The following is a 23,720-nucleotide window of genomic DNA, read 5'->3' as shown; positions in this document are numbered from 1 at the left end:
GGACTGGCGATGCTTGATCCAGCTTTATCGCCGGTCCACGATAGGGAGCGAAGATGGGTCGCGGCAATTCGCGTGAGTGGGATTATTCCAGCCCGGCGGGCGCGGTGGCCGTCATCGGAATATCCTGCCGGCTGCCCGCCGCCGGCGACCCGGCCGCCCTGTGGGAGTTGCTGCGTACCGGCCGGTCCGCGATCACCGATCCGCCTCCCGGCCGCTGGGCCGGGCTCGGGGGTTACGGCGGGTTCGTGGCGGACGTCGACCGGTTCGACCCCGAGTTCTTCGGCATCTCGCCCCGTGAGGCGGCCGCGATGGACCCGCAGCAACGGCTCGTGCTCGAACTGGCCTGGGAAGCGCTCGAACACGCCAGGATCGTGCCCGCCACCCTGTCAGACACGTCCACGGGCGTCTTCGTCGGCGCGATCGCCGCCGACTACGCCACCCTCACCGCCCAGGCGGGTCCCGAGGCGCTGAGCAGGCACACCATGCCCGGCCTCAACCGCGGCCTCATCGCCAACCGCGTCTCCTACGCCCTGGGCCTGCGCGGGCCGAGCCTGAGCGTCGACTCCGCCCAGTCCTCCTCGCTGGTATCGGTACACCTGGCCGTCGAGAGCCTGCGGCGCGGGGAGGCGGACCTGGCCCTGGCCGGCGGAGTCAACCTCAACCTCGCCCCCGGCGCGACCGAGCAGGCCGAGCGCTTCGGCGGGCTCTCGCCGGACGGGCGCTCCTTCACTTTCGACGCCCGCGCCAACGGCTACGTGCGGGGCGAGGGCGGCGGGCTGGTCGTGCTCAAACCGCTGGAACGTGCCGTGGCCGACGGCGACAGGGTCCTCGCGGTGATCCTCGGCAGCGCCCTGAACCACGACGGCAGGACCGACGGGCTCACCGTGCCCAGCGCGGCCGCGCAGGCCGAGGTGATCCGGCTGGCCACCCGGCGCGCGGGAGTGCCGCCGTCCGCCGTGCAGTACGTGGAACTCCACGGGACCGGCACCAAGGTCGGCGACCCCATCGAGGCCGAGGCGCTCGGTCAGGCCCTGGGCGAAGGCCGCGTGACCGGCCCGCTCGCCGTCGGGTCCGTCAAGACGAACGTCGGGCACCTCGAAGGCGCCGCCGGCATCGCCGGGCTGCTCAAGACCGTGCTGAGCATCGCGCACCGGCAGGTGCCCGCCAGCCTCAACTACGACTCGCCCAACCCGCGCATCCCGCTCGACCGGCTCAACCTGCGCGTCCAGACCACGCTCGGGCCGTGGCCCGCGCCGGAGCGTCCGCTCGTGGCCGGGGTCAGCTCGTTCGGGATGGGCGGCGCCAACTGCCACCTGATCCTGGCCGAACCACCACCGTCCCCCGCCGCGCAGGAGCACCGCCCCGCCGCCGCACGGGCATCATCCGCCGACACTCCAGACGTCGGGGCGCTGCCCGCGAGCGCTTCGGACGTTGTGGCACAGGCGTCGTCAGCGGACGCTTCCGACGTTGTGGAGCAGGCGCTGATCGCGGACGCATCAGGCGTCGTGGCGTGGGCGCCGTCCGCCGACGCACCGGGCGTCGTGGCGTGGGTGCTGTCCGCCGACTCGCAAACGGCGCTGGGCGAGCAGGCCGGGCGGCTGGACGAGGCGGTGGAGCGTGATGGGCTCGACGCCGCGGACGTGGCGTTGTCGCTGGCCACCACGCGGACGGCGTTCAAGCACCGGGCAGTGGTCGTCGGCGCGGCCGAGGAGGCGCGGGCCGCGCTGCGGGCGCTCGCCCAGGGAGGTCAGGCGGCGGGGCTCGTCCGGGGCACGGCCGGGCCGGGCGGGGGCACCGTCTTCGTCTTCCCCGGTCAGGGCTCGCAGTGGCCGGGCATGGCCGCCGGGCTGCTGCGTGAGTCGCCGGTGTTCGCCGCGCACCTGGAGGAGTGCGCCGAGGCCCTGCGGCTGGACTGGTCGCTGCTCGACGTGCTGGCCGGCCGTACCGGATCGCCGTCGCTCGAGCGGGTGGACGTGGTCCAGCCCGCGCTCTTCGCGGTCATGGTGTCGCTGGCGCGGCTGTGGGAGTCGGCGGGGGTGCGTCCGGACGCCGTCATCGGGCACTCTCAGGGCGAGATCGCCGCCGCGCACGTCGCCGGCGCGCTGACTCTCCACGACGCCGCCACCATCGTCGTACGGCGCAGCCGGGCCGTCGCCACGATAGGCGGCGGAGCGATGGCCGCCATCGCCGCACCCGCCACGGACGTCCGCCAGAGGCTCACCCCATGGTCCGACCGGCTAGCCGTGGCCGCCGTCAACGGCCCCTCGGCCACCGTCGTCTCCGGCGAGCCCGGCGCGCTGTCGGAACTCCTGGCCACCTACCGGGCACAGGACGTCCGGGTCCGCGAGATCCCCGTCGACTACGCCTCCCACTCGCCCCAGGTCGAGCCGCTCCGCCAGCGCGTCCTCGACGACCTCTCCGATGTACGCCCCCGTAGCACCGGCATCGCCTTCTACTCCACGGTCACCGGCGGCCCGCTCGACACGGCGGAGCTCACCGCGGACTACTGGTACCGCAACCTCCGCCAGACCGTCGAGCTGGAACGGGCGGTCGCGTCGGCGGCCGCCGACGGCCATCGCTTCTTCGTCGAGACCAGCCCGCATCCCCTGCTCGCCGAGGGCATCGAGCAGAGCGCCCCCGGCGTGCTCAGCGTCAGCACGCTCCGCCGAGACCAGGGCGGCCTGCGGCGCTTCCTCACCTCACTGGCCGGCCTCCACGTGGCCGGCGGCGCGGTGGACTGGCCCGCCACCGTCGCCCCCGGCGCGCGGCCCGTGGACCTGCCCACCTACGCCTTCCAACGCCGCAGACTCTGGCTCGACACCACCCAGGGAGCGACCCCGGACGCACCTGCGGCCCGCCCCGCCCCCACCGCCGCGAAAGCTGGGCTCGACATCCTGGAGGCCCGACGAGACGTCGGGGCGGCAGGGCCAGACGTCCGGGCGGCAGGGCGAGAGGTGCTGCGGGACGCCCGGGAGCTTGGGCGAGACGTCCAGGAATCCGGGCAAGACGCTCTCGACCTGGTCAAGGCCGCTCTCGCCATCGTCCTCGGCCACGCGAGCGGCGACGCGGTCGACGAGACCCGCACCTTCGGCGACCTCGGCCTGGACTCGGCCGGTGCGGTGGAGTTCCGCGACCGGCTGAGCGCCGCCGCGGGCCGGGCGCTGCCCGCCTCCCTCGTCTACGACCACCCGACCCCCTCGGCCGTGGGCGCCTTCCTCACCGGCAACGGCCACGCGCCTGACGCCCGGGCGGAGGCGGCAACCCCGGCGGCCGGGGAGCCCATCGCGATCGTCGCCATGAGCGGACGCTGGCCGGGCGGCGCCGGGACCCCGGAAGAGCTCTGGGACCTGCTGGTCTCCGGTCGCGACGCCATCGGCCCCTTCCCCGGCAACCGGGGCTGGGACCTGGAACGCCTGCGCACCGGCGACGGCCCTGGCGGCTCGGTCACCGGCGAAGGCGGCTTCCTGTACGACGCCGACCGCTTCGACGCCGCCTTCTTCGGGCTGAGCCCGCGCGAGTGCGCCGCCATGGACCCGCAGCAGCGGCTGCTCCTGGAGTCGGCCTGGGAGCTCCACGAACGCGCCGGGATCAACCCGGCGAGCGTGCGCGGCAGCCGTACCGGCACGTTCGTGGGGGTGATGCCGCAGGAGTACGGCCCGCCGCTGCACGAGGCGCCACCGGAGTACGAGGGCCACGTGCTCACCGGCACCCTGGCGAGCGTGGCCTCCGGTCGCCTCGCGTACACGCTGGGCCTGGAAGGGCCGGCCATCACCGTGGACACGGCCTGTTCCTCCTCGCTGGTCGCCCTGCACCTGGCCGTGCAGTCGCTGCGCCTGGGGGAGTGCGAGCGGGCCGTCGCCGGTGGGGCGACGGTGATGGCGGCGCCGGGGATGTTCACGGAGTTCAGCCGCCAGGGCGGGCTGGCCCCGGATGGGAGGTGCAAGCCGTTCGCCGCCTCCGCCGATGGCACGGCCTGGTCGGAGGCGGTCGGGCTGGTGCTGCTCATGCCGCTGACCGCCGCCCGGCGGGAGGGCCGTCCGGTGCTGGCCGTCATCCGGGGCAGCGCCGTCAACCAGGACGGCGCGTCCAACGGGCTGACCGCCCCGAACGGTCCCGCGCAGGAGCGGGTCATCAGGCGGGCGCTGGACAACGCCGGCCTGTCACCCGCCGACGTGGACGCCGTCGAGGCGCACGGGACGGGGACCGCGCTCGGCGACCCGATCGAGGCGCAGGCGGTACTGGCCACCTACGGCCGCGACCGGGAGCGTCCGGTGCTGCTCGGCTCCTCGAAGTCGCAACTCGGCCACACCCAGGCCGCCGCCGGTGTCACCGGTGTCATCGCCATGGTCCAGGCGCTACGCGCGGCGACGCTGCCCGGGACGCTTCACTTGGACCGGCCCACACCGCACGTCGACTGGACGGCAGGGGCCGTGGAACTGCTCGCACAGCCAACGCCGTGGCCGGCCGTCGCGCGCCCACGCCGAGCAGCCGTCTCCTCTTTCGGCATCAGCGGCACCAACGCCCACCTGATCCTCGAACAGGCGCAGGAAGAGGCAGAACCCCCGGCCCGGGGCGACGGCCCCGCCCCATGGGTGGTGACCGCCGTCGGCGAGGACGCACTGGCAGAGCAGGCGGCACGCCTGCGCGACCGGGCCGCCGACCCGTCGGTGCGTGTCAGCGACGTCGCCCACACACTGGCGACCGGCCGGGCCGCGCTGGAGCACCGCGCCGTCATCCTGGGCGACCACCGCGAAGCCCTGCTGGCAGGCCTGGACACGATCGCCGCCCACCAAGAAACGCCAACCGCGCTGGTCAGCGGCCTGGAAACGCCGTCCGCAGTGGTCAGCGGCCACGCAGGCCAGGAAGCGCCGGTGGTCAACGGCCGGGCCGACCAGAAAGTGCCACCTGCGGTGGTCAACGGCGGGGCCAGCCAGGTGGCGCCACCTGTGCGGGTCAACGGCGGGGCCAGCCAGGTGGCGCTGCCCGTGGTGGTCCAGGGGCGGGCTGGGCGGGCGGGGCGGCTGGCTGTGCTGTTCACCGGGCAGGGGAGTCAGCGGCCCGGCATGGGGAGCGGGCTCGGAGAGCGTTTCCCGGTGTTCGCCGACGCCCTCGCCGAAGTCGCCGGCCACCTGGACCCGTACCTCGCCCATCCCCTCCGCGAGGTGATGAGCGGCGCGCACACCGCACTGCTGGACGACACCGCCTACGCCCAGCCCGCGATCTTCGCCCACGAGGTCGCGCTCTTCCGCCTGGCGCAGTCGTTCGGGCTGCGTCCGAGCCACCTGATCGGCCACTCGATCGGCGAGCTGACCGCCGCCCACCTGGCCGGGGTGCTGTCCCTGGCCGACGCGTGCGCGCTGGTCGCCGCGCGCGGCCGGCTGATGGCCGCGGTGACGGCGCGCGGCGCGATGCTCGCCCTGGACGGCGGCGAGCGCGAGGTGCGCGAGCTCATCGCCCCGCACCTGGCCGAGGTGGACGTCGCCGCGGTCAACGGCCCCCGCTCGGTGGTGGTCTCCGGTGCCGCGGCGGTCGTGGACGACCTCGCCGAGACGTGGCGCGCCGCGGGCGGCCGGGCCAAGCGCCTGGCCGTCAGCCACGCCTTCCACTCACCGCACATGGACGAGGTCCTCGACGCCTTCCACCAGGTCGCCGCCGGGCTGGAGTTCGCCGATCCGCGCGTCCCGGTGGTCTCCAACGTGACCGGCCGCCTGGCGACGGCCGGGGAACTGCGCGACCCGGACTACTGGACCAGGCACATCCGCCGGCCGGTCAGGTTCCTGGACGGCGTGACGACCCTGCGTGAGCTGGGTGTTGACGACTACCTGGAACTGGGCCCGAGCGCCGTCCTGAGCGCGCTGGTCCTCGACGGGACGCCCCCGCGCACGGTCGCCGCCAGCGCCCAGCAGGACCGTCCCGAGGCGGAGTCGTTCCTCACCGCCCTGGCCCACCTGTACGTCAACGGGACGGACGTCGACTGGAGCGCCGCGACCGACGGCCAGCTGACCGAGCTGCCCACCTACGCCTTCCAACGGCAACGTCACTGGCTGGACGCCTCCCGCGCCGACACCTGGACCCACCAGCTCGTCTGGCGGCAGGTGCGCGGGCCGGGCGCCGTACTGCGGGGGAGGTGGGCGCTCGTCGCGCCCGAGCACGGCGCGTGGGCGGAGCCCGCCGCACGGGCGCTGCGCGAGCGGGGCGCCGAGGTCGTCACCCTCACGGTACGGCGGGCCGCCCGCGCCGACCTCGCAGCCCATCTGGCCGGGCAGGGCGAGCTCACCGGAGTCCTGTCCCTCCTGGCCGACCACGGCGCGAACGTCGCCCTGGCCCAGGCGCTGGACGACGCGGGCCGCGCCGTACCCCTGTGGCTGGTCACCCGCGAGGCCGTCTCCATCGGCGAGCGGGATCGCCCGCCCGTCCCCGCGCAGGCGCTCACCTGGGGGTTCGGCACGGTCGCCGCCGTCGAGAACCCCGCAGCGTGGGGCGGCCTCATCGACCTGCCCGCCGAGCCGGACGAGCGGCACTGGGAACGGCTGGCCGCCGCGCTCGGCGGCGACGAGCGGGAACTGGCCGTCCGGGAGAGCGGTCTCCACACGCGGCGGCTGGTCCGCGCGGAACCGCCCGCGCGCGCCCACCGCTGGGAGAGCGACGGCACCGTGCTGATCACCGGCGGCACCGGCGCGCTGGGCGGGCACGTGGCCACCTGGCTGGCCGAGCGCGGCGCCCGGCACCTGCTGCTGGTGAGCAGGAGCGGTGAGGCCGCGCCCGGCGCCGCCACGCTGCGGGCCAGGCTCTCGGCCGCGGGCGCGAAGGTGACGTTCGCCGCGGCCGACGCCGGCGACCGGGAGGCGCTGGCCGAGGTGGTCGCGTCGGTGCCGGCGGAGTACCCGCTGACCGCGGTGGTCCACACCGCCGCCGCCCTGGACGACGCCCTCATCGGCGACCTGACCCCGGAGCGGATCGACCGGGCCCTGCGGGCGAAGGCCGGCGGGGCCGAGCACCTGCACGAGCTGACGAAGGACCTCGGGCTGACGGCGTTCGTGCTCTTCTCCTCGGTCGCCGGGCTCTGCGGGGTGCCCGGTCAGGGCAACTACGCGCCCGGCAACGCCTACCTGGACGCGCTCGCCGTGCGCAGGAGGGCGCTCGGGCTGCCCGCCACCTCGATCGCCTGGGGCACCTGGGCGGGCGACGGCCTCATGTCCGCCGCGGCGGAACGCACGCTGGCCGGTCACGGCCTCCGGGCCATGTCGCCGGTCCGGGCGCTCGCCGCGCTGGGCGGGGCGCTGGAGCGCGGCGAGCCGTACCTCGTGATCGCCGACGCGGACTGGACGGCCATGGACGGCGAGCGCCCGCTGCTGCGTGAGCTGCTGCCCGCGAGCGCGCCCGCGGAGACGCGGCCGCTGGACGGCCTGGCGGGCATGACGGAGCCCGAGCGGCGGCGCGCCCTGCTCACCCTCGTCCGCGCCGACGTCGCGGCGGTGCTGGGACACCGCTCTCCCGAGGCGGTCGAGCCCGCCAGGGCCTTCAAGGAGCAGGGGTTCGACTCGCTCGGCGCGGTACGGCTGCGCAACCGGCTGGCCGCCGCGACGGGTCTGCGCCTCCCGCCCTCGGCCGTCTTCGACCATCCCACCCCCGCCGCACTCGCCGATCACCTGTACGCCGAGCTCACCCCCGAGCCGGAGGCGGTCACCATCGACGCGGTCCTGGCCGGGATCGAGGCGCTGGAGACCCTGCTGGCGGAGGCGAGCGAGAGCGTCACCGAAGCCGAACGCGACACCGCAGCCACCCGCCTGGCGCGCCTGGCCGGCGGCTGGCGCCCGGCCGCACCCGAGACCGACCCGCCCCCCGCCGACGACGAGGCGCTGCTCGCCTTCGTCAACAAGACCCTTGGCCTTTTGTGAAAGAGAAGTCGATGAGCGAGGACCAGATCAAGCAGTTGCTCCTGCGGGTCACCACCGAACTCCAGGACACGCGGCGCCAGCTCCAGCGCGTGCGTGACGACAAGACCGAGCCGATCGCCGTCGTCGCGATGTCCTGCCGCTTCCCCGGCGGAGTGCAGTCGCCCGAGGACCTGTGGCGGCTGGTCGCCGACGAGCGCGACGCCATCGCGCCCTTCCCCGATGACCGCGGATGGGACCTGGAGCGGCTCTTCCACCCCGACCCCGACCGGCGCGGCACCTCCACCACCGGGTACGGCGGCTTCCTGGACGGCGCGGCCGACTTCGACGCCGAGTTCTTCGGCATCTCCGCGCGCGAGGCGCTCGCCACCGACCCGCAGCACCGGCTGCTGCTGGAGACGGCGTGGGAGGCGTTCGAGCGGGCCGGGATCGACGTCACGACGCTGAAAGGCAGCAGAACCGGCGTCTTCGCCGGCATGAACGGCCAGGACTACGCCGCCGGGGCCGGCGAGGTTCCGCCCGCCGTGGACGGCTTCCTCATCGTCGGGACCGCGGCGAGCGTGGCCTCCGGCCGCATCGCCTACACCTTCGGGTTCGAGGGCCCGGCGGTGACCGTGGACACCGCGTGCTCCTCCTCGCTGGTCGCGCTGCACCTGGCGGCGCAGTCGCTGCGCGCGGGCGAGTGCGACCTGGCCCTGGCGGGCGGGGTGACCGTGATGACCTCTCCGTTCGGGTTCGTGGAGTTCTCCCGCCAGCGCGGGCTGGCCGCCGACGGGCGGATCAAGGCGTTCGCGGACGCCGCCGACGGCACCGGCTGGGCGGAGGGCGGAGGATTCCTGCTGCTGGAGCGGCTGTCGGAGGCGGTCAGGAACGGGCACCAGGTGCTCGCGGTCGTCAAGGGCTCCGCGGTGAACCAGGACGGCGCGTCCAACGGCCTGACCGCGCCGAACGGCCCCGCCCAGCGCCGCGTGATCCGCCAGGCGCTGAGCGCCGCCGGCCTGTCGGCCGCCGAGGTGGACCTGGTCGAGGCGCACGGCACCGGCACGACGCTGGGCGACCCCATCGAGGCGCACGCCCTGCTGGCCACCTACGGACAGGGCCGCCCGCACGGACGGCCGCTCTGGCTGGGATCGGTGAAGTCGAACATCGGCCACACGCAGGCGGCGGCCGGCCTGGCCGGGGTGATCAAAGCGGTCGAGGCGATCCGGCACGGCGTCCTGCCCAGGACGTTGCACGTGGACGCGCCCACCACGCACGTGGACTGGAGCGCGGGCGCCGTCAGGGTGCTCACCGAGGCCAGGCCATGGCCGGACGGCACCCGGCGGGCGGGCGTCTCCTCCTTCGGCATCAGCGGCACCAACGCCCACGTCATCCTCGAACAACCCCCGGCCGCGCCGGACCTGCTCGACGTGACCGGCGAGCCGGGGGAGGGGCGGGTCGTGCCCTGGGCGGTGTCGGGGCGGACCGAGGCGGGCCTGCGCGCGCAGGCCGCCCGGCTGGCGGCGTTCGCGGCCGGCGCGGCGGCGCCGGGCCCGTTCGACCTCGGCTTCTCCCTGGCCGCGGGCCGGGCGCGGCTGCCCGAGCGCGCCGTCGTGGTCGCCGACACCCGGGAGAGCCTGGTGGCCGGGCTGTCGTCCCTGGCCGCCGGTGAACCCTCAGCGCGGGTGATCCGCGGCGGCGCCGGCGGCGGGCTGGCCTTCCTGTTCACCGGCCAGGGCAGCCAGCGCGCCGGCATGGGCCGCGAGCTGCACGCGCGTTTTCCCGTGTTCGCCGAGGCGTTCGAGGCCGCTGCCGCCGCGCTCGACACGCACCTTCGGGGGCCGTCGGTGCGCGAGGTGGTGTTCGGCGGCCTCGGGCTGCTCGACCAGACCGTCTACACCCAGGCGGGACTGTTCGCGCTGCAGGTGGCGCTGTTCCGCCTGTTCGAGTCCTGGGGCGTGCGGCCCGACTTCGTGGCCGGCCACTCGATCGGCGAACTGGCCGCGGCCCACGTGGCCGGGCTGTGGTCGGCGGCCGACGCCGCGGCGGTCGTGGCGGCGCGCGGCCGGCTGATGCAGGAGCTTCCGCCGGGCGGCGCGATGTTCGCGATCGAGGCCGCCGAGCGGGAGATCACCCTGCCGCCCGGCGTCTCGCTGGCCGCGGTCAACGGCCCCGCCTCCGTGGTGATCTCCGGCGAGGAGGAACCGGCCGCGGCACTGGCCGCCGAGTTCGCCGCGCTCGGCAGGCGTACCCGGCGGCTGACCGTGAGCCACGCCTTCCACTCGGCCCGCATGGAGCCCATGCTCGACGCCTACCGCGAGGTTCTCGCCGACGTCGGCTTCTCCGCGCCGCGCATCCCGCTGATCTCGACGCTCACCGGCCGCGCGGCCACCCAGGACGAGCTGTCCGACCCGGGCTACTGGGTCAGGCAGGTACGCGCCCCCGTCCGCTTCGCCGACGCCGTGACCACCCTGGAGCAACAGGGCGCCACCACCTACCTCGAACTCGGCCCCGACGCCGTCCTGACCGCCCTGGCCCGCGAGTCGCTCACGATCGAGGCCCCGCTCCTGGCGTCCGCCCTGCGTAAGGACCGCCCGGAGGAGACGAGCGTGGTCACCGCGCTCGCCCACGCCCACATTCACGGCAGCCCCGTGGACTGGCCGGCGTTCTTCCCCGGAGCGCGACGGGCCGACCTGCCCACCTACGCGTTCCAGCGGCAGCGCCACTGGCTGGAGACGCGCCCGGCGGCCGCCGATCCAGGCAGGCTGGGCCTCGATTCCCCCGACCACCCGCTGCTCGGCGGCCTGGCCGAGCACGCGGAGACGGACGCCGTCCTGCTGACCGGCAGCCTGTCGGCCCGCTCGCACCCGTGGCTCGCCGACCACGTGATCGCCGGAACCGTCCTGGTGCCGGGCACCGCCTTCGTCGAACTCGCCGTCAGGGCGGGCGAGCAGGTGGGCGCCCCCGTCGTGGACGAGCTGGTCATCGAGACCCCCATGACGCTGGACGGCGCCGCCTACGTGCGGGTCGGCGTCGAACCCCCGGACGGGACCGGCGCACGCGCCGTCACCGTGCACTCCCGGCCCGCAGAAGGCGCCCACTGGACCAGACACGCCACCGGCCGCCTGCTCCCCGAGGTCTCCGAGCAGGGCCAGGAGGCCGGTTCGCTGGAGCTCTGGCCGCCGGTCGGTGCCGTCGCCGTGGACGTCGCGGACCTCTACGACACGCTGGCCCGCACAGGACTCCACTACGGCCCCGCCTTCCAGGGGACCGGCGCGGCCTGGCGGCACGGCGAGTCGCTGCTGGCCGAGGTGGCGCTGGCGCCGGACGAGCGGGAAGAGGCGGCCCGCTTCGGCCTGCACCCGGCCCTCCTGGACGCCGCCCTCCACCTGGCGGCGTACGAGACGCTGCCCGAGGAGGGCAACCGCCTGCCGTTCGCCTGGCGCGGCGTCCGGCTGCACGCCGCCGGCTCGGCCGCCGCCCGGGTACGGCTCACGCCCACCGCCCCGGAGGAGTGGCGCGTCGAGGTGTACGACACCGAAGGCGCCCCTGTCCTCACCGTCGAAGCCCTCCGCCTCCGCGTGGCCAAGCCCGCCGCCCGCCCGGAAGGCCTGTACAGCGTCGCCTGGCGCGAGACCCCCGCCACGGCCCACGACGGCGAGCTGACAGTGATCACCGCCACCCCCGGCTCCGAACCGGACGAGGCGGCCCGTCACGTTCTGGCCGAGCTAACCGCCGAACTCGACGGCACCGCCCGCCTCGTGGTGCTCACCCACCGAGCCGTCGCCGCCGTACCGGAAGACGAAGTGGAGCCGAGCGCCGCCGCAGTGTGGGGGCTGGTGCGCTCGGCGCAGGCCGAACACCCGGGCCGCATCGTCCTGATCGACGGCGAGGCGACGGCACACGAGGCCCGCGCCCTGGCAGGCGGAGAAGGACAGATCGCCGTGCGCGCCGGGCGACCCCTCACACCCCGCCTGACAACAAGGACAGGATCGGGCGCCACCCGCCCGCTGAACCCCGAGGGCACCATCTTGATCACGGGCGGCACCGGCACGCTCGGCACGCTGCTCGCCCGCCACCTGCTCACGACCTACAACGCCCGCCGCGTCCTCCTGCTGAGCCGCCGGGGCGACCAGGCGCCCGGCGCGGCTCAGTTGCGGGAGGAATGGGGCGAACGCGTTGACATCCGGGCCGGAGACGTGGCCGACCGCGCCTTCCTCAGGGAGCTGATCGAGGGCCTGCCCGCCGCGCACCCCCTGACGGCGGTCCTGCACACGGCGGGCGTCACCGACGACGGCGTACTGAGCGCGCTCACCCCCGACCGGCTGCGGACCGTGTTCCGCCCCAAGGCCGAGGGCGCCCGGCACCTGCACGAGCTCACCCAGGACCTGGACCTGGCCTGGTTCGTCCTGTTCTCCTCGGTCGCCGGCGTCCTGGGCAACGCCGGGCAGGCCGGCTACTCCGCCGCCAACGCCTACCTCGACGGCCTGGCCGAGCACCGGCACGCGGCCGGGCTGCCCGCGCTGTCGCTGGCCTGGGGCCTGTGGGAGGGCGGCAGCGGCATCACCGCCCGCCTCGGGGCGCTGGACCGGGCCCGGCTCGCGCGGGGCGGCATTCTGCCGCTGGGCGAGCGGGCGGGTCTGGAGCTGTTCGACGCCGCCCTGGGCGCGGGCCTGCCGGTGGTGGTGCCCGCGGCGCTCGACGCGCGAGCTGTACCGGATGGAGCCGGTGTTTCGCCGCTGCTGCGTGAGCTGGTCCGTCCGGCGCGCAGGACCGCGCGGCGGGCGGGCGGACCGACGGCGGCGCGCCCGGCCGCGCGGGTGGAGGAGGACCTGCTGGCCCTCGTGCGCGCGCAGGCCGCCGCGGTGCTCGGCACCGAGCCCGAGCAGATCCCGGTACGGCGGGCCTTCACCGACCTGGGCCTCGACTCCCTCACCGCCCTCGAACTCCGTAACCGGCTCAACGAGGCCACCGGCCTGAGGCTGCCCGCCACGCTGACCTTCGACCACCCGACCCCGCGCGCCGTGGCCGACCACCTGCGCGCCGAACTGCACGGCGACACCGGCCAGGCGGAAACGGTACGGGCGCCCGCCCCGGCCACGGACGACGACGCGATCGCCATCGTCGGCATGGCGTGCCGGCTGCCCGGCGGCGTGCGCTCGCCGGAGGACCTGTGGCGGCTGGTCGCGGAGGGCGGGGACGCCGTCTCCGAGTTCCCCGACAACAGGGGCTGGGACGTGGAGACGTTGTTCGACCCCGACCCGGCCCGCCCCGGCACCTCCTACACCAGGCACGGCGGCTTCCTGCACGACGCGGCCGACTTCGACGCCGAGTTCTTCGGCATCTCGCCGCGCGAGGCCCTCGCCACCGACCCTCAGCAACGCCTGCTGCTGGAGGCCACGTGGGAGGCGTTCGAGCACGCGGGCATCGACCCGGCCGGGCTGCGCGGCAGCAGGACGGGCGTGTTCGCGGGCGTGATGTACCACGACTACCAGCCTCGGGTGGGTGAGGCCCCGGTCCCGCTGGAAGGGTTCCTGGCCAACGGCAACGCGGGCAGCGTCGCCTCGGGCCGGATCGCCTACACGTTCGGGTTCGAGGGCCCGGCGGTGACCGTGGACACCGCGTGCTCCTCGTCGCTGGTGGCGTTGCACCTGGCCGTGCAGTCGCTGCGTACCGGCGAGTCGGACTTGGCGCTCGCGGGCGGGGTCGCGGTCATGGCGACGCCCACGGTGTTCGTGGAGTTCTCCCGCCAGCGGGGCCTGGCCCCGGACGGCCGGTGCAAGGCGTACGCGGCCTCGGCCGACGGCACCGGCTGGGCGGAGGGCGTGGGCCTGCTCCTGGTCGAACGCCTCGCCGACGCCCGGCGGCTCGGCCACAAGGTGCTGGCCGTGGTCCGCGGCACCGCGGTCAACCAGGACGGCGCCTCCAACGGCCTGACCGCGCCCAGCGGACCCTCGCAGCAGCGCGTGATCCGTCAGGCGCTGGCCGCGTCCGGCCTCGAACCGTCCCAGGTGGACGTGGTCGAGGGACACGGCACCGGCACCACGCTCGGCGACCCGATCGAGGCGCAGGCCATCCTCGCCACCTACGGCCGGGACCGCGAGCACGGCCGGCCGCTGTGGCTGGGCTCGCTAAAGTCCAACCTCGGGCACACCCAGGCCGCGGCCGGGGCGGCGGCGGTCATCAAGATGGTGCAGGCCATCAGGCACGGCGTGCTGCCCAAGACCCTGCACGTGGACGAGCCCAGCCCGCACGTGGACTGGTCGGCCGGAGCCGTCGAACTGCTGACCGAGGCCCGCCCCTGGCCCGAGACGGACGCGCCGCGCCGGGCCGGGATCTCGTCGTTCGGCGTCAGCGGCACCAACGCGCACGCGATCATCGAACAGGCCCGGGAGGAGTCGCCGAGCGAGGTCGAGCCGTCCGACGGGATCGTCCCGTGGCCGGTGAGCGCCCGTAGCCCCGGTGCGCTGCGCGGCCAGGGCGAACGGCTCGCCGCCTTTCTCGCCGAGCACCCCGGCGCGCCGGCCCGCGACGTGGGCCTCGCCCTGGCGGCCACCCGCGCCGCCCACGAGCACCGCGCCGTGCTCCTGCCCGATGAGAGCGGCGGGCACGAGCGCGCGCTGGCGGCACTGAGCGAGGGAACCTCGTCCAGCCGCGTGGTACGCGGCGTCGCGGACGCCGAGGGCAAGGTCGTCTTCGTCTTCCCCGGCCAGGGCTCGCAGTGGGCGGGGATGGCGGTGGAACTGCTGGAATCGGCGCCGGTCTTCGCCGAACGGTTCGCCGCCTGCGAGCGGGCGCTGGAGCCGTACGTGGAATGGTCGCCCTCAGGCGTGCTGCGCGGAGTGCCGGGCGCGCCCGATCCCGAGCGGGTCGACGTGGTGCAGCCGCTGCTGTGGGCGGTGATGGTCGCGCTGGCCGCGCTCTGGGAGTCCTACGGGGTACGCCCGGACGCGGTCGTCGGCCACAGCCAGGGGGAGATCGCCGCCGCCTGCGTCGCGGGCAATCTGTCGATCGAGGACGCCGCGCTGGTCGTGGCCCTGCGCAGCCGCGCCATCACCGGCCTGGCCGGAAGCGGCGCCATGGCCTCGATCGCGTTGCCGCCCGGCCAGGTGGCCGTCAGGGAGGGCCGGGTGGCGATCGCGGCGGTCAACGGCCCCGCCCAGGTCGTGATCTCCGGCGATCCCGAAGAGGTGGCCGCGCTGGTCGCCGGGCACAAGGCCGACGGGGCCCGCGCCCGGCTCATCCCGGTCGACTACGCCTCCCACTCGCCCCACGTCGAACGCATCCGGACCGGCCTGCTCGACGCGCTGGCCCCGGTCGAACCGCGCGCCGGCCGCATCCCGCTGTACTCGACCGTGACCGCCGGCTGGATCGGCGACGCGCCGATGGACGCCGGCTACTGGTACGCCAACCTGCGCGAGCCCGTCCGCTTCGAAGAGGCAGTACGCGGCCTGTCCGAGCAGGGCCACCAGGTGTTCATCGAGATCAGCCCGCACTCCGTGCTCACCTCCGGCATCCAGGAGACGCTCGCGGGCGCCGTCGTCGCCGGCACGCTGCGCAGGGACGAGGGCGGGCTCGACCGCTTCCTCACCTCGCTGGCCGAGGTCCACGTCAGAGGCGTCCAGGTGGACTGGACACCCTGCTTCCCCGGCGCCCGGCCGGCCGAGCTGCCGACCTACGCCTTCCAGCGCCGCAGCTACTGGCTCGACGTCGCGGCCCCCGCCCAGGGACGGGCCGACAGCCTCACCCCTGAGCCGTCAGCGCCGGACCGCTCGCTGGCCACCCTGTCGGGCGCCGACCTGGACGCGGCCCTGACCGAGCTCGTCCGCGTGGAGACCGCCGTCGTCCTGGGCCACGAGGAGCCGGACGCCATCGAGCTCCACAAGGCCTTCCGCGACCTGGGCCTCGACTCGCTGACCGCGGTGGACCTGCGCAACCGGCTGGGCGTCGCCGCCGACCTGAGCCTGCCCGCCACGCTGATCTTCGACTACCCGACACCCGGCGCGGTCGCCGGCTACCTCAGGGACGAGCTGTCCGCCTCGGTGGAGGCCGTGCGGTTCCCGTCCGCCTTCGCCTCGCTCGACTACCTGGAGGCCGCGCTCTCCTCGGGCGCCGGCGAACCGGGCCTGCTCGATCGCATGCGGCGGCTGCTCGACCAGTGGGGGAGCGCCGTGCCCGGCGTCGACCTCGACACCGCCACCGACGAGGAGCTCTTCCGGCTCCTGGACCACGACTCGCTGTGACGCCTCAGGGGAGCACTTGCCATGGCAGATGACGACAAGCTGCGTGAATATCTCAAGCGTGCGATCGCCGACGTGCAGACTCTGCGCGGCCGCCTGCACGAGGTGGAGTCCAGCCGCCGCGAACCCATCGCGATCGTGGGCATGGCCTGCCGGTTCCCGGGAGACGTGAACTCGCCGGAGGACCTCTGGCGGTTGGTGAGCGACGGGCGGGACGCGGTCAGTGAGTTCCCCGCCGACCGTGGGTGGGACCTGGAGCGGCTCTTCCACCCCGACCCCGACCATCGTGGCACCTCCTACACCCGGCACGGCGGCTTCCTGAGCGACGCGGCGGGCTTCGACGCCGAGTTCTTCGGCATCTCGCCGCGCGAGGCCCTGGCCATCGACCCGCAGCAGCGGCAGCTGCTCGAGGTCGCCTGGGAGGCGTTCGAACGGGCCGGCATCGACCCGGGCACGCTGCGCGGCAGCCGTACGGCGGTGTTCGCCGGGCTGGCCGGCGGCGACTACGGCGTCGGCCCCGGCACGCCGCGGGAGCTGGAGGGCCACCTGGGCGTGGGCACGCTGCGCAGCGTCGCCTCGGGCCGGATCGCCTACACCTTCGGGTTCGAGGGCCCGGCGGTGACCGTGGACACCGCCTGCTCCTCGTCGCTGGTGGCGTTGCACCTGGCCGTGCAGTCGCTGCGCTCGGGCGAGTCCGACCTCGCGCTGGCGGGCGGCGTGGCCGTGATGGCGACGCCGGTGGGCTTCGTGGAGTTCTCCCGCCAGCGCGGACTGTCCGTGGACGGCCGGTGCAAGGCGTTCGCCGCCTCGGCCGACGGCACCGGGTGGGCGGAGGGCGTGGGGTTCCTCCTGGTGGAACGCCTGTCGGACGCGCGGCGGCTCGGGCACGAGGTGCTGGCCGTCGTCCGCGGCACCGCGGTCAACCAGGACGGCGCCTCCAACGGCCTGACCGCCCCCAACGGGCCGGCGCAGCAGCGGGTGATCACGCAGGCCCTGGCCGCGGCACGGCTGCGCGGCGCCGACGTCGACCTGATGGAGGCCCACGGCACCGGCACCTCCCTGGGCGACCCGATCGAGGCCCAGGCCATCCTCGCCACCTACGGCCAGGACCGCGACGAGGGCCGGCCGCTGTGGCTGGGCTCGCTGAAGTCCAACCTCGGGCACGCCCAGGCCGCCGCCGGAGTCGGCGGAGTGATCAAGGTCGTGCAGGCGATCAGGAACGGCGTGCTGCCCAGGACCCTGCACGTGGACGAGCCGTCCCCGCACGTGAACTGGTCGGCGGGAGCCGTGGAACTGCTGACCGAGGCCCGCCCGTGGCCCGAGACGGACGGGCCGCGCCGGGCGGGCGTCTCGTCGTTCGGCGTCAGCGGGACCAACGCGCACGCGATCATCGAACAGGCTGAGGAAACCGAACAGCCAGGGGAAATCGCACAGGCCGGGGAAATCGGACGGGCCGGGGAACTCGCACAGGCCCGGGACGTCGCCGCGCCCTATGACGGGGTCGTCGTGTGGCCGTTGAGTGCCCGCTCCCCGGAGGCGCTGGGCGGACAGGCCGGGCGGCTCGCCGCCTTCCTCGCCGACCACCCCGCGACCAAGGCGGCCGACGTGGGCCTGTCGCTGGGCCGTACCCGCGCCCATCTGGACCACCGCGCGACGGTCGTGGCCGCAGACGCCGACGACCTGAAGGCGGGTCTTGCCGCGCTGGCGGCGGGCGAGCCCTCGGCGCACGTGGTCACCGGACGGCCCGGCCGGGCGCTGGCCTGGTTGTTCACCGGGCAGGGCAGCCAGCGCGAGGGCATGGGACGGGCGCTGTACGAGCGGCATCCGGTCTACGCCGCCGCCTTCGACGAGGCCGTCGCCGAGCTCGACCGCCACCTCGAAGGCCCGTCGGTACGGCAGGCCGTCTTCGGCGCCGAAGGCCTTCTCCACCAGACCACCTACACACAGGCGGGGCTGTTCGCGCTCCAGGTGGCCCAGGCCCGCCTCCTGGAGTCGTGGGGAGTGCGCCCCGACCACGTCGCCGGCCACTCGATCGGCGAGTTCGCCGCCGCCCACCTCGCCGGCCTGTGGTCGCTGGCCGACGCCGCGAAGGTGGTGGCCGCCCGGGGCAGGCTGATGGGCGAACTGCCGCCCGGAGGCGCGATGGCCGCCATCGAGGCCGGCGAACAGGACGTCCTCGCGGCGCTGCCCGGCGAGGAAGGCATCGGCGTGGCGGCGGTGAACGGCCCCCGCTCGGTGGTCGTCTCCGGGCAGGAAGAGCTGGTCGACCGACTGGTGGCGGACTTCGGGCGGCGGGGCACGCGTACCCGGCGGCTCCAGGTCAGCCACGCGTTCCACTCGGCCCTGATGGACCCCGTGCTCGACCAGTTCCGCGAGGTCCTGGAAGGCGTGCGGACCGCCGCGACGAAGATCCCGCTGGTGTCCACGCTCACCGGCCGGGTGATGGCGGACGGCGAACTGGCCGATCCCGGCTACTGGGTCAGGCAGCTGCGCGAGCCGGTCCGCTTCGCCGACGCGCTGGCCGTGCTGGAGGCCGCAGGCGTGACCGGCTTCCTGGAGCTGGGCCCGGACGCCGTGCTGTCGGTGCTGGCCGCCGAGGCGCTGCCCGACGCGCACGCCGTCGCCTCGGTGCTCCGCCGCGACCGGCCCGAGGAGCTGTCGGCCGCGCGGGCGCTCGCCCACGCCTACGTCCACGGCAGCCCCGTCGACTGGGACGCGGTGCTGCCGGGCGCGCGCCGCGTCGACCTGCCGACCTACGCCTTCCGCCACCGGCGCTACTGGCTCGACCCCGCCTCGGGCGTCGCGGCGGACGGGCACCCGCTGGCGGCCGCCCCCGTGGTGGCCGCCGACGGCGACCACGTCCTGCTGCCGGGACGGCTGTCGCTGCGCACCCACCCGTGGCTGGCCGACCACGCCGTCATGGGCACCGTGATCGTGCCGGGGGCCGCGCTGGTGGAGCTGGCCGTCAGGGCCGGTGACGAGGCCGGGACGGGCACGCTCGAAGAGCTGGTCCTGGAGGCGCCGTTCGTCGTGCCCGAGCAGGGAGAGGTGGAGTTCCAGGTCTCGGTGGGCGCGGCGGACTCCGGCCGCCGCTCCGTCGCCGTCCACTCGCGCTCCGGCGCGGCACCATGGGTCCGGCACGCCTCGGGGACGCTGACCGAGGACACCCCCGAGCCGCCCGCCCCGCTCGCGGTCTGGCCCCCCGACGGCGCCACACCGGTGGCCACCGAGGACGTCTACCCGGAGCTGGAGGCCGCCGGCCTGACCTACGGCCCCGCCTTCCAGGGCCTGCGGGCGGCCTGGCGCGCGGACGACGTGCTGTTCGCCGAGGTCGAACTGCCCGAGGCGCAGCGTGAACAGGCCGGCCGCTTCGGCGTGCATCCCGCACTGCTCGACGCCGCGCTGCACCTCGCCGCGCACGACGGCCTGCGCGACAGCCCGCCCGGCCACAACCGGCTGCCCTTCGCCTACCGCGGCGTCCGGCTGCACGCCTCCGGCGCCCACACCCTGCGGGTGCGGCTTGACCTGCGCGGCGAGGACGAACTGTCGCTGTACGCCGCCGACGCCTCGGGCGCGCCGGTCCTCACCGTCGGCTCGCTGCGCGCCCGCCTGATCTCCGCGGACCGGCTGCGCTCGGCTGAGCTCTACCACGTGACCTGGACGCCCGTCCCGACCGGCGCGGACTCCGCCGCCGAGGTGCTCCTGGTGCCGCCGACGCCGCAGCCTGTCGAGGAACGGCTGGCCTGGGTGCTGGCCAAACTCCAGGAACAGGGCCGGGAACGGCTGGCCGTCGTCACCACGAACGCCGTGTCCACGACCCAACCCGACCCCGCCATGGCAGCGGTGTGGGGCCTGGTCGGCTCGGCACAGGCCGAACACCCCGGCCGAATCGTCCTGGTGGACGTGACCGACAGCACGGAGACCATCCATGCGGCGGTCAGCGCCGGGGAGCCTCGGGTGGCGATCCGGGATGGACGGGTGCTCGCTCCACGGCTCGCCCGGCTGACATCGGAACCTCTCGACGAGCGGCCGTGGGACGAGCAGGGCACGGTCCTGATCACCGGCGGCACCGGGGTGCTGGCGGGCGAACTGGCCAAGCACCTGGTCGCCACCCGCGGCATCCGCCACCTGCTCCTGGTGAGCAGGAGCGGCGAGCGGGCGGCCGGCGCCGCCGTACTCCGGGAAGAGCTTGAGGCGGCCGGAGCGCACGTCACGGTGGCCGCGGCCGACGTCGCCGATAAAGAGGAGCTCGCGCGGGTGCTCGCCGCGATCCCCGCCGACCACCCGCTCACCGCCGTCGTGCACACCGCGGGCCTCGTCGACGACGGGGTGCTGACCTCGCTCACCCCCGAGCGGGTGGCCGCGGTGCTGCGCCCCAAGGTGCAGGGCGCCCTGAACCTGCACGAGCTGACGAAGGAGCACGACCTGGCCGCCTTCGTCCTGTACTCCTCCATCGCCGGCCTCCTCGGCGCGCCGGGCCAGGGCGCCTACGCGGCGGCCAACGCCTACCTCGACGCGCTGGCCGAGACCAGAAGGGCGGCGGGACTGCCCGCGACCTCGCTGGCCTGGGGCCTGTGGGCGCAGCCGAGCGGGATCACCGCCCACCTCACCGACCTGGACCGGGCGCGGGCGGCGCGCGGCGGCCTGCGCGCCCTGCCCACGCGGGAGGCACTCACCCTGTTCGACGCCGCGCTGGGCGCGGCACCGCCGGTCGTGGTCACCGCCGCGCTCGACCTGGCCGCGATCCAGGACCCGCCCCCCATCCTCCGCTCTCTGGTACGGCCCGCCCGCAGGACCGCCTCCGCCGCGGGACCGGACCTGGCCGCGTTGCCGGAGGACAGGCGGGCCACGGCCGTACTCGAAGCGATCACCGAGCACGTCGCCGCGGTGCTCGGCGTCGCGCCCGCGGCCGTCGCGCCCGACCTGCCCTTCGGCGACCTGGGCCTGGACTCGCTCACCGCGGTCGAGCTGCGCAACAGGCTCGACGCCCGCAGCGGCCTGCGGCTGCCCGCGACCGTCACCTTCGACCACCCCACGCCCGCCGCGCTCACCGCGTTCCTCCTGAAGCAGCTCGCCGCCTCGGGAAAGCCCGCCCCAGCAGACGGGCAGGGACCGCTCGCCGCCCTCTACCGGCGGCTGTGCGACAAGGAGGAGTTCGCCGCCGCCGCCGAGCTGCTCGGCGTCACCTCCCGCCTGCGCGCGAACTTCACCGCTGAAGAACGCGCGGACCAGACGCCCGCGCCGATCCAGCTCGCCTCCGGCGACGGGACCGCGCTGATCTGCTTCCCCGCCGTGAGCGCGATCTCGGGCCCGCACGAGTACGCCCGCTTCGGCCAGGCCATGACCGGGGAGCGGGACGTGCACGTGCTGCGTTCACCCGGCTACGACCCCGCCGACCTGCTGCCCGACAGCCTGGAGACGTACGTGCGGGCGCTGGCCGACGTCGTCGAGCCGCTGGCCGGATCGCGCCCGTACGTCGTGACCGGCCGCTCCATGGGCGGCTGCGTCGCCCACGCGGTCGCGACCGAGCTGGAGGACCGCGGCCTCCCGGCGTCGGGGCTGGTCCTGATCGACTCCTACCCGGTCGACAGCGCCTCGCTGGACGGCATGGCCGAGTGGTGGCTGGCGGCCATGATCAGCGGCATGCTGGAGCGCACCGAGCGCTACCGGATGGTCTGGAGCGACGCCAGCCTGACCACCATGGGCGCCTACGGCCGCCTGCTGGACGGCTGGCAGCCCAAGCCGGTCGCCGCGCCGACGCTGCTCGTCCGCGCCTCGGAGCCGCTGCCCAGAACCGTCGTCGACCCCACCGGCCGGCACGACTGGCGGGCGTTCTGGCCGCTGCCGCACGAGCGCGCCGACGTGCCCGGCGACCATTTCACCGTGCTCGAAGAGCACGCCGACACGACGGTCTCGGCGGTACGCGCCTGGATCGACGCACTGGTTCCCCACTCGGAAAGGAGTCAGGCATGACCGATCAGGTCGTCGCCGTCACCGGCGCCGCCTCCGGCATCGGCAGGGCCACGGTTGAGCTGTTCGCGGAACGCGGCCACAAGGTCGTCGCCGTGGACGTCGCCAAGCGCGGCCTGGACGAGCTCGCCGAACGCGACGGCGTCGTCTCCCTCGTCGGCGACGTGGCGGCGGAGGAGACCAACGCCGAACTCGCCGCGCTGGCCCTGCGCACGTTCGGCCGGCTGGACACCGTCGTCCTCAACGCGGGCATCGGCGGCGCCGGGCCGCTGGAGTCACCGGGCTCGGTCGAACGCTTCGACCGGATCCTCTCGGTCAACGTGCGCGGCGTGGTGCTCGGCATCCGCGCGGCGCTGCCCGCCCTGCGCGCCTCGGGCGGCGGCTCGATCGTGGTCACGTCCTCGGTCTCCGGCCTGCACGGCGACCCGGGCACCTGGGCCTACAACGTCTCCAAGGCCGCCGTCATCAACCTGGTGCGCGCCACCGCGATCGACTACGCCGTGGAGAACATCCGGGTCAACGCCATCGCGCCGGGAGGTACGGCTACCGCCCTGACCGCCGGCGTGATCGCCCATCCGACGCTCGGCCCGGCGGTGACCGAACGCATCCCGCAACGGCGCTGGGCCGATCCCCGCGAACAGGCGGAGGTCATCTGGTTCCTCGCCTCGCCGGCCGCCTCCTACGTCACCGGCGTCACCGTTCCCGTCGACGGGGGGCTGACGGCCAACAGCGGACTGCTGCTGCCGCCCGCCGTACCCGGCGGCGAGCCTCGATAAGGAGATCTCGATGAGCACGGACATCAACAAGAACGTCGCCATACGCCTCTACGAGGAAGTGATCACCCTGCGGCGCCCCGAGGTGCTGACGGAGATCGCCGCCGAGGACCTCGTGGACGAGGCCGTCGTCAACGGGACGGGAGGGAGGGCCGACCTCGTCGCCCACGTCCAGGGCGTATGGGACACCGTCGAGGACGTCAAGGCCACGGTCACGGACCTGGTGGCCGAGGGCGACCGGGTGGTCGTCTTCTGGCGCATCGAGGGCATTCAGCGCCAACCGCTCTTCGGCGCTCCGGCCAGCGGGCGGCACTTCGTCGGGAACAGCATCAGCACGATCACCTTCCGCGACGGCCAGATCATCCGGTACAAGGTCCTTCCCGACCGCCTCGGCATTCTCCAGCAAATTTCATGAAATGACGGTGGATAATATGACTGAGCTTTCGCGAGAGGATATTTCCGATATTCGGGGGACGCTGGCGCTTTTCTCCCACGCGTTCGACAACAAGGACCTCGACGGGCTCGGCCGGGTCTTCGCCGAGGACGGGGTGCTCGAACTGACCAAGGGGGCCGGCCGGGTGGTGCGCGGCCTGCGCGCCATCGGGGAGTTCGCGGTCGGTCTCGGGCCCGAGGCCCCCGACCACCAGACCCTCGACACCCACGTCTTCCTCGACGGCGACGGGGTGGTGCGGGCGCGCAGCCGCTACCTGGCGATTCTTCCGGACGGCAGCGTGCACAACGGCGACTACCTGGACGAGCTCCGGCACACCGGTGAGGGGTGGCGGATCGGGAAACGCGTCTCCATTCCCCGATATCCCCGGTAGGGGGTGTAGGGGTCACTAGGGGTGTCGGCTCGGTAGTGG

General features: G+C 74.8%; 6 protein-coding genes. All 6 read left to right on the top strand.

Annotated features, from left to right (window positions below):
• The first annotated feature begins 53 nt into the window (after window positions 1-53).
• From HNR40_RS55345 to HNR40_RS36170, 6 genes are read left to right on the top strand one after another with little or no spacing between them, the layout of a single operon-like run.
• On the top strand, window positions 54-7,898 hold the full coding sequence (locus tag HNR40_RS55345; RefSeq protein ID WP_184969497.1) for a type I polyketide synthase: 7,845 nt from the start codon (window positions 54-56) through the stop codon (window positions 7,896-7,898).
• A gap of 11 nt (window positions 7,899-7,909) precedes the next feature.
• The gene (locus HNR40_RS36190; RefSeq protein WP_184969495.1) at window positions 7,910-16,117 is read left to right on the top strand and encodes a type I polyketide synthase; all 8,208 of its coding nucleotides are present in this window, start codon (window positions 7,910-7,912) and stop codon (window positions 16,115-16,117) included.
• Between the two features lie 21 nt (window positions 16,118-16,138).
• Entirely contained in the window at window positions 16,139-22,087 is a 5,949-nt protein-coding gene (locus HNR40_RS36185; RefSeq protein ID WP_184969493.1) for a type I polyketide synthase, read from the top strand.
• A complete protein-coding gene (locus HNR40_RS36180; protein ID WP_184969491.1) occupies window positions 22,084-22,860 on the top strand; it encodes an SDR family NAD(P)-dependent oxidoreductase in 777 nt (258 codons plus the stop codon). Before HNR40_RS36185 ends, HNR40_RS36180 begins: the two co-directional genes overlap by 4 nt.
• Window positions 22,861-22,870: 10 nt before the next feature.
• Window positions 22,871-23,272: an ester cyclase gene (locus tag HNR40_RS36175; RefSeq protein WP_184969488.1), complete on the top strand. Its 402-nt coding sequence runs from the start codon at window positions 22,871-22,873 to the stop codon at window positions 23,270-23,272.
• 16 nt (window positions 23,273-23,288) lie between these two features.
• Complete coding sequence (locus tag HNR40_RS36170; protein ID WP_184969487.1) at window positions 23,289-23,681, top strand: nuclear transport factor 2 family protein; 393 nt, start codon at window positions 23,289-23,291, stop codon at window positions 23,679-23,681.
• The last annotated feature ends 39 nt before the right edge of the window (window positions 23,682-23,720 follow it).

It is taken from the genome of Nonomuraea endophytica, assembly GCF_014203235.1.
GTDB lineage: Bacteria > Actinomycetota > Actinomycetes > Streptosporangiales > Streptosporangiaceae > Nonomuraea > Nonomuraea endophytica.
This window is presented reverse-complemented; position numbering and strand designations above follow the sequence as displayed.

Coding starts and splice junctions, on each gene's coding strand:
- HNR40_RS36190 (WP_184969495.1), top strand. CDS start 7,910: ATGAGCGAGGACCAGATCAAGCAGTTGCTCCTGCGGGTCACCACCGAA.
- HNR40_RS36170 (WP_184969487.1), top strand. CDS start 23,289: ATGACTGAGCTTTCGCGAGAGGATATTTCCGATATTCGGGGGACGCTG.
- HNR40_RS36185 (WP_184969493.1), top strand. CDS start 16,139: ATGGCAGATGACGACAAGCTGCGTGAATATCTCAAGCGTGCGATCGCC.
- HNR40_RS36175 (WP_184969488.1), top strand. CDS start 22,871: ATGAGCACGGACATCAACAAGAACGTCGCCATACGCCTCTACGAGGAA.
- HNR40_RS36180 (WP_184969491.1), top strand. CDS start 22,084: ATGACCGATCAGGTCGTCGCCGTCACCGGCGCCGCCTCCGGCATCGGC.
- HNR40_RS55345 (WP_184969497.1), top strand. CDS start 54: ATGGGTCGCGGCAATTCGCGTGAGTGGGATTATTCCAGCCCGGCGGGC.